The sequence below is a fragment of the Chryseomicrobium excrementi genome (assembly GCF_002798305.1).
GTDB lineage: Bacteria > Bacillota > Bacilli > Bacillales_A > Planococcaceae > Chryseomicrobium > Chryseomicrobium excrementi.
On sequence record NZ_PCGR01000004.1, the window covers coordinates 242,065 to 250,126 of the forward strand.

General features: G+C 44.6%; 8 protein-coding genes and 1 tRNA gene. All 9 read right to left on the bottom strand.

Translation table 11 applies throughout. The features are described 5' to 3' along the window. Window positions 1-50 precede the first annotated feature (50 nt). On the bottom strand, window positions 51-1,028 hold the full coding sequence (locus CQS04_RS12400; protein ID WP_100354435.1) for a nuclease-related domain-containing protein: 978 nt from the start codon (window positions 1,026-1,028) through the stop codon (window positions 51-53). Between the two features lie 224 nt (window positions 1,029-1,252). After that, window positions 1,253-2,605 carry a phosphoglucosamine mutase gene (gene glmM, locus CQS04_RS12405; protein WP_100354436.1) on the bottom strand — a complete coding sequence of 451 codons (1,353 nt, stop codon included), beginning with the start codon at window positions 2,603-2,605 and terminating at the stop codon, window positions 1,253-1,255. A 30-nt stretch (window positions 2,606-2,635) separates the two neighbouring features. Beyond that, window positions 2,636-3,931: a CdaR family protein gene (locus CQS04_RS12410; protein ID WP_100354437.1), complete on the bottom strand. Its 1,296-nt coding sequence runs from the start codon at window positions 3,929-3,931 to the stop codon at window positions 2,636-2,638. Continuing rightward, a complete protein-coding gene (gene cdaA / locus CQS04_RS12415; RefSeq protein WP_100354438.1) occupies window positions 3,924-4,760 on the bottom strand; it encodes a diadenylate cyclase CdaA in 837 nt (278 codons plus the stop codon). The genes CQS04_RS12410 and cdaA overlap by 8 nt, the downstream gene beginning before the upstream one ends. 104 nt (window positions 4,761-4,864) lie before the next feature. Then, a complete protein-coding gene (locus tag CQS04_RS12420; RefSeq protein WP_100354451.1) occupies window positions 4,865-5,527 on the bottom strand; it encodes a zf-HC2 domain-containing protein in 663 nt (220 codons plus the stop codon). Beyond that, window positions 5,527-6,117 (bottom strand): RNA polymerase sigma factor SigW, encoded by a 591-nt coding sequence (gene sigW, locus CQS04_RS12425; RefSeq protein WP_094943897.1) that lies wholly within the window; start codon window positions 6,115-6,117, stop codon window positions 5,527-5,529. Before sigW ends, CQS04_RS12420 begins: the two co-directional genes overlap by 1 nt. A gap of 177 nt (window positions 6,118-6,294) precedes the next feature. Beyond that, on the bottom strand, window positions 6,295-7,200 hold the full coding sequence (rocF, locus tag CQS04_RS12430) for an arginase (protein ID WP_100354439.1): 906 nt from the start codon (window positions 7,198-7,200) through the stop codon (window positions 6,295-6,297). 70 nt (window positions 7,201-7,270) lie between these two features. Beyond that, entirely contained in the window at window positions 7,271-7,846 is a 576-nt protein-coding gene (locus CQS04_RS12435) for a GNAT family N-acetyltransferase (protein WP_100354440.1), read from the bottom strand. A gap of 64 nt (window positions 7,847-7,910) precedes the next feature. Next, window positions 7,911-7,983 (bottom strand) — tRNA-Ala (locus CQS04_RS12440). Window positions 7,984-8,062 lie beyond the last annotated feature (79 nt).

Genomic DNA, 8,062 nt, shown 5'->3' on the forward strand with positions numbered 1-8,062 from the left:
ATTAACGACCGAGTGGGGTCGATCAGTGTCCCAAATGATTTTATGGAACCTCAATCTTCTCTAAAATAAATCCTCCCTCTTCCCGTCCCTCTATTTCGCATGCCAAGCTTCTTTAGAATAGAGCGTATCTGTTTAACACTAAGTTCGGGGATGTGTTCGTGTATTACTTCGACTTTTAATTCGCTATCAAAGATGTCGAATAAGCTCAGAATATTAGCTGAAAGCTGTTCGCTCGCATCTACTTTACATTCCGGACATACCCAACTCCTAATATGTTTTTTTAATTGGTTATGGCACAGCGAGCAATAGAGCCCTTTACGAATGTCCAGTTTATTCACTTGATATTGTTGACAAAATGGCGTTTTTCGTTGTTTTATCGTCTTTTCTAATAGAGCTGTTTTTAAATGAGAGACTTCATTGCTAGTTAAAGTGTTGGGGCCTTTAAAGTACGAGGTTAAGTACAATGAAATTGATTTCATCATAATCAATGTGTGGGGTTTTGGGATTTCATTAATTGAAAGTCGACTTGATCGATTCGCCCAAACTACTAATGTTTGAGTGGATAGGTTAGGAATATTTAGGTTGAGCTGCTTCAAGCCCATTACATTTCGCTCAAGTTGTGTAAAAGGACAATCCATTGCTTGAACAGTACCATTGTCAAGAGTTCTCACAATTTGTCTTGGCTTAGATTGGAATTCGATATGACCAGCTATGTTTTTGACTTCAATAAGAAGAATGCCTTTGCGAGAAATAAGCAGATAGTCAATTTGTATATGCCATTTTGAATGGATCATCGAATGAAAGTTGTGAATAATTACTGAATCTGCAGGGAACTGAAACTCTTCAAGATAGCGTTGTACATTTAGTTCGCCACGAAGCCCTGTCTTTATATTGTTTAGTTGATTTTGAAGATAGATTTTTTGGGGATTATGATTTGGAATCTTTGCGTAGAAAATCTCTAAGGGGAAAATTGGTTGTTGATAGGAATAAAATTCTATATAAATACCTCCTTTTGCATAGAGTATCATGTCATCGATTGAGTGTATAGATTGAACTTAAGTATCGAACAGCATGTATTGAGCTCTTGGATGAAGAGATTTTAAAGTTGGCTGATTACATTAGCGACCGTAATCAGTGACTTAACGACCGAGTTGGGTCAATTAGCGACCCAAATGATTTTATGGAACCCAAATTACTAAAAACCTTACTAGAAAAACAAAAAACATCCCCCCGAAGGAGGACGTTCCAGTCATTATTGATCCAAGCCCATCTCAGCACGCACGACGTCTGCGATGCGATTGACGTAGCTTTCACATGCTTCTTGTGATTCTGCTTCGACCATGACGCGAACAAGTGGTTCTGTCCCTGAAGGACGTACGAGCACGCGCCCGTTGCCATTCATTTCGCTTTCGACTTCCGAAATAACAGCTGCAACTTTTTCGTTATCAGTTACGGCGTGCTTATCCGTTACACGGATGTTCACAAGCTTCTGCGGGAAGATTTTCATCTCACCAGCTAAGTCAGACAATTTCTTGCCAGTAGCTTTCATGATGTTCACCAGTTGAAGACCTGTAAGCAAGCCGTCACCTGTTGTGTTGTAATCTAGGAAGATGATGTGCCCTGACTGCTCGCCACCTAAGTTGTAGCCGCCGTTTCTCATCTCTTCTACTACATAACGGTCACCGACAGCCGTCTGGACGGATTGTAAGCCGTGGTGCTCAAGTGCCTTGTAGAAGCCCATGTTACTCATTACAGTCGAAACGACAGTGTCTTTGTGCAAACGGCCTTCTTTTACAAGATAGCGTGCCAAGATGTACATGATCTGGTCACCATCTACGATATTTCCTTTTTCGTCGATTGCAATGACGCGGTCGCCATCGCCATCAAAAGCAAGACCGATGTCTGCGCCTTTTTCTTTTACAAAAGCAGCAAGTGTTTCAGGATGTGTAGATCCTACACCGTCGTTGATGTTCAAGCCGTTTGGTGAAGCACCCATTGTTGAGATGTCTGCATCCAAGTCAGCGAAAATATGCGTCGCATGTGTAGATGTCGCTCCGTGTGCACAGTCAAGTGCCACATGGATCCCTACGAAGTTTTCTGTGACCGACTGCTTCAAGAACTGCAGGTATTTCTGTCCGCCTTCAAAGTAATCTGAAACGGCACCTACATCGCCACCTGTCGGACGAGGTAATGTATCTTCCTCTTGATCCAGGATGGCTTCGATTTCGTACTCCTGCTCATCTGAAAGTTTAAATCCATCTGACCCGAAGAATTTGATTCCGTTGTCTTCTACAGGATTGTGAGACGCTGAGATCATGACACCTGCGTTTGCGCTCATTACGCGCGTCAAATACGCCACTCCTGGTGTGCTTAAGACACCAAGCGTCATCACCTCTACACCTACTGACAGAAGCCCTGCTACAAGAGCAGACTCCAGCATGTGACCTGAAATACGAGTATCACGGCCTACAAGGACCTTTGCTTTACCTGTTGCGCCTTGTGTCAACACATAACCGCCTACTCGTCCTAAACGAAATGCAAATTCAGGAGTCAATCCTTCATTCGCGACTCCACGAACACCATCTGTACCAAAATATTTTCCCATTCTTAATTCTCTCCTTAATTCATGGCAGCATTACGCTTGTTCTACAACGATTGTTGCTTGGTCAAGCTCTGCCACCCATGTTGCCGTATCAGGTCCTTCGATTGCGATAGGCAGCGTATACTCGCCTGCCGCTGAAATTGCACTCGCATCAATACTCACGCGCACATCCGATACGGTTAAATCGTTGACTTTCGATTCGGGGCCGGTTGCTGTAAGGTTCACGACCCCATTACTGGGGATGGCAAATGTGGAGCTCCACTGTTCTGCCAAACCTGCGACGACAATCGGCACATTTTCAAACGTCCGTGTCGTCGTCTCGTCTTCTTGTTCCGGGTCTACTGCTGCTGCGTCATTCGAGGCCTCGCCTTCTGGTTCTGCCTCGGGTTGTTCGACAGTGACATCAAATGTAACCGGGATGGTCTCTTGATTGAATTGGCTAATGCCTTCTGGCTTATCTAATTCTATGTCGACGGTTCCCGATTCTTGAATTTCTGAAACATCCACATTCACTTCAAGTGCTTCGAGTGCATCTACAGCAGTTCGAGTACCGTACACACGAATGCTTGAAACAGTAGAGGTAACAGAATTGATGGTCACACCATTCGGAGGAGTGCCTTCTTGTTCAATGACAATCGGCACTTCCTTACTGTATCGTTCAATCTCTACAGTGACATTGACGACTTCTGGTTCGACAATGACATCTAACTTATTCAACTCACGGTCCAGTACACGGACTCGCGCTTCTTGGGTAAAGGATTCATCGAGCCCCTCTTCCCCGCTGACAGTAGCTTTCACGAAGCTGATGGCTTCGATCACACTACGCGCACCTGTAACAGATACACGGTTCGGCTCAACATTAGTTGATTTTACCACATAATTGTCAGCAAGCAATCTTTCGTTCATATCTGGCTCTACTGTGAACTCTTCCGTGATGAGCTCTTCAATGTTCACCGTTACCGTTTGCGGATCCGTACGAACCTCGAGACGTTCTGGAAGATTTTCATATTGAACCTCGACTTCATGCTGACCTAGAGTCAATTCACGCAAGTCGATGAATACGGTGTAATCTTGCATCGTTTGAGCAGACAAGACTAAATTACTTGGTCCTTCGATTTTCAAAGTGACCGTTTGGGGTGCACCCGTCACCACCAAATTATCATCATCATAATAGACCTGCAGGGGGACATTTGGAATACTTTCCACACTCGTCCCTGCAGCATTGATTTCATTGCCTTCTAATTCATTTTGTACGCTGATAAACAACAGGACGGCGAACAAAAGGGAAACAATGCGTAGAAACCATGGGTTATCCATCATTTTATCCATTTTTTGGCCCCCTCCATAACCATTTGGAAGTTGTCACTTGTTGTTGCTCCTCACCAAACCATAGACGCTTCAGATGCCCATCAAACTCTTCCATCGTCAAGTTGCGGTGCAAGTCTCCATTTGCTGTAATACTGACTGCTCCGGTCTCCTCTGAGACGACGATGGTCACAGCATCCGTCACTTCACTCAGTCCGATGGCGGCTCGGTGACGAGTACCTAGTTCTTTCGAGATGAAAGGACTTTCTGAAAGCGGCAAGTAACAGGCTGCTGACGCAATCTTATTTTTCTGTAAAATGACAGCTCCGTCATGTAGCGGCGTATTCGGAATGAACAGATTGATCATCAATTCTGATGAAATGGTTGCATTCATCGGAATACCGGTCTCTATGTATTCAGACAAGCCCGTCTCGCGCTCGATAGAAATCAAAGCTCCGATACGACGTTTGGCCATATAGCTGACCGACTTCGACATAGCTGCCAGTAGGCGGTTCTGTTCCTCCTGCTCTTGCAAGGTACTGCGAGCGAAGATTTTCCCTCGTCCCAGCTGTTCAAGTGCTCGTCGAATCTCAGGCTGAAAAATAATGATGATGGCTAGAAAACCGAATCGAATCACCTGATCGAGCATCCACCCGAGCGTTTCCATTCCAAGGGCATCCGTGATCACACGGGCCACAATAATTACAAAAATACCTTTCAACAACTGAACCGCTTTGGTCCCGCGGATCAAGGTAATCAATTTATAGATGACAAACCACACGAACAGGACATCGAGAATCGTAATCAACAATTCAATTGGTTCACTGTTTTGTAGTTGCGTCAAAAAGTCCATGTGGCCACCCCACTTTCCCTAAGTGCATATGGCTCTAGTATACCATAGATATGTATAGAAAAAACTCCCGGACCTCATAGGAGATACGGGAGTCTACACTACTACTATTCTGATTTTTCGTCACCTGTAATCCAGTCTTCAAGACCTTGATAGCCAGACTTGATTTTGAACCATAACCAATCAAAGACACGGTCGATTTCTTCGATTTCCCCTGTGACAACAGCGGTCGAAGCAAGAGGTTCATTGTTGCCAATCTCTTTTTCATTCAGTATCTGACCATTGATCACGGTTAAATTGCCTTCAATGGCTCCATCTACGCGAATATCTCCGTTACGGACCATGAAGTCTCCTTGAATCACTTCGCCTTCAGGAACAATGACTGTATCTCCTTCGACGATAATATTGTCTGCTTTTGTAAACGCGAACTGTTGATCATCTGAGAAGTTCCCAAAGAACATGGCACTCATGAAGACTAAGAACACGGCAGCAGCAGTCACTATAGGATAACGGCGGAACCAGCTTTGCGGACCAGCCGTTACATTTCGTTTTGGTAACGACGCCATAATGTTAGCTGTCAAATCAGGTGGTGCTGTGACAGGTTGGGCACTCTTCATGAAAGCCACAACGTCACTTAGTTCGTGCATATGTGCTTGACATGCCTCACAGCTCTTGAGATGGTTCTTCAGCTCTTGTTCCTGCTCTGGCTGAATGTCTCCATCTAGATAGGCATGCATGAATTCAATATAGTTCTCGTGGCATGCACCCATCATCGTTTCCCTCCTACCTCCGTAACCGGGAGCTGACTCATCTGTTTGCGGAGCGCTTCCCGCCCTCGGTGGATCCGTGTTTTAACGGTACCGAGTGGGAGATCTAAAATTTCACTAATTTCTTGTAATGGCAATTCTTCCATGTACTTCAACACGATGACCGAGCGGTACTTGTCTGGGAGACGGCTGATTTCATACTGGATTCGCTCCTGCATCTCCATTTTCTCTAGCTGTTCCACAGGCAATTCTTCGCTAGCTGCAATCTGTGAGTACATATCGAGACCATCTGTACCCGGTACTTGGGCATCTAAATGATAGTCTGGTTTCTTTTTACGTATTCGATCGATACAAAGATTCGTTGCAATGCGAAAAATCCAAGTAGAAAATTTTCGCTTTTGATCAAATGAATGCAAATTGATGAATGCACGTAAAAAAGCTTCTTGGGTGATATCTTCGGCTTCGTGTTTGTTGCCAAGCATACGATAACACACTTGATACAAGCGCGCTTGGTACAAATCGACGATTTCTGTATAGGCATCTTGGTTTCCGTTCAATACTTGCTTAATTCTCTTGTTGACGATTGCATCCATGCTCTATTTCCCCTCCGCCTCTGCGGTTCTATAATCTATACGGTCTTAGGTATCGTAAGGTTTCACTTTTTTTCTCTCTTTTTAGTATAACAAATTTTAGGAGCTTTCAGGAGGACAAATTATTCATCCTACATATGAAAAAAGTCCCCTTCTGATTAGAAGAGGACTTTGAATCTATTAGACTAAGCTTTCCCCGAACAGTGAACCCATTAAGGCTACTGCTACGTCAGCTGTTTTATTCTTTTCATCTAAAATCGGGTTCACTTCAACGAACTCTGCAGAAGTAATCAGATTTGAAGAAGCTAGCATCTCCATCGCCAAGTGACTTTCGCGGTAGCTGATTCCACCTGGTACTGGTGTCCCAACCCCTGGTGTGTACAGTGGATCTAATCCGTCTAGATCTAATGACAAGTGAACGCCATCGACTTCGCGGTCACGTAAGTACCACATCGCTTGGTTCATCACCTCAGTCATCCCTAATTTATCGATTTCGTGCATCGTAAACACTTTGACGCCCTTTTCTTTAATCAAGTCGCGCTCGCCTGGATCTACCGAACGAGCACCAATGATAACGATGTTCTCTGGTTTCACTTTTGGAGCATAGCCGTGAATGTTTACAAGTTTGTCATGACCAAGACCCATGCTTACTGCAAGAGGCATTCCGTGGATGTTTCCTGATGGTGACGTCTCTTCTGTGTTCATATCTGCGTGTGCATCGTACCAAATGACACCAAGGTTCTCATAGTTCTTAGCAAGTCCTGCAAGTGTTCCAATAGCGATACTGTGGTCGCCTCCAAGCACTAGCGGGAATCGTTTGTTTGAAAGGACTTCGCTCACTTTATCTGCAAGCTTTGTGCTTGTTTCGATGACTTCCGGTAAATTGCGAAGCTTTGTATTTGTCTCATCACCAGTAGCTGTCTGATCGATTGCAATATCGCCTTCATCTTTTACTTCATGACCTAACGCTTCAAGACGTTGGATGGCGCCTGCATAACGCATTGCACTTGGTCCCATATCCACACCGCGACGATTTTGACCAAAATCCATAGGTACACCAATAATTGACATCTCTAATTTATTCATGATTTTATGCCTCCTCAATTCGTTATGTCTATTGTAACTGCTTACATAACGATGGCTCAACCGCGCAAAATCACGTATATTTATTCATCATTTCAATCAGCTTTTCTTTCGCTTCTGGCCATTCCGAATCAATCATGGAATAGAGATACGTATTCCGTGGTTTCCCTGTGCTCCGAACCTTCTCGTTTCGTAGATACCCCTCTTTGACAAAACCAATTCTTTCAATAGCCCGCTGTGAAGCTGCGTTCTCTGCATCAGTTCGTATCTGGACTCGTACAAGGTTCAGTTCTTCAAATGCGTAGGACAAGAGAAGAAACTTGCAGGTTGTATTGATATGCGTTCTTTGCGCAGAGGTGGCGTAAATCGTGGCACCGATTTCCGCGGAACGATGCTGTTTGTCGATATCATATAAGCGAGTCGTTCCTACGAGTTGCTGTGATCTTTCATCGACGACTCCAAAAATCAGCATGTCTCCATGCGTCTGCATTCGATTTATGGCATATTGGAGCCATCCTACGAGCTGTTCTTTGCGTTCTACTCGGGTTAGCATGTGTGCGTACACTTCGGGCTCAAACGTCTCCCAAAGTACGTGGATATCTGTTTGAACTAAGGGCCGCAATGTTACCCCATTATTCTGCAAGTTCATCTTCTTTCCCTCCTATACAAAAAAACACCCACTTCTTATATACATAAGAAACGAGTGCTTGTTATGGAGCCTAGCGGGATCGAACCGCTGACCTCCTGCGTGCAAGGCAGGCGCTCTCCCAGCTGAGCTAAGGCCCCGAAAAATGGCTGGGGTACTAGGATTCGAACCTAGGCATGACGGAATCAAAATCCGTTGCCTTACCGCTTGGCTATACCC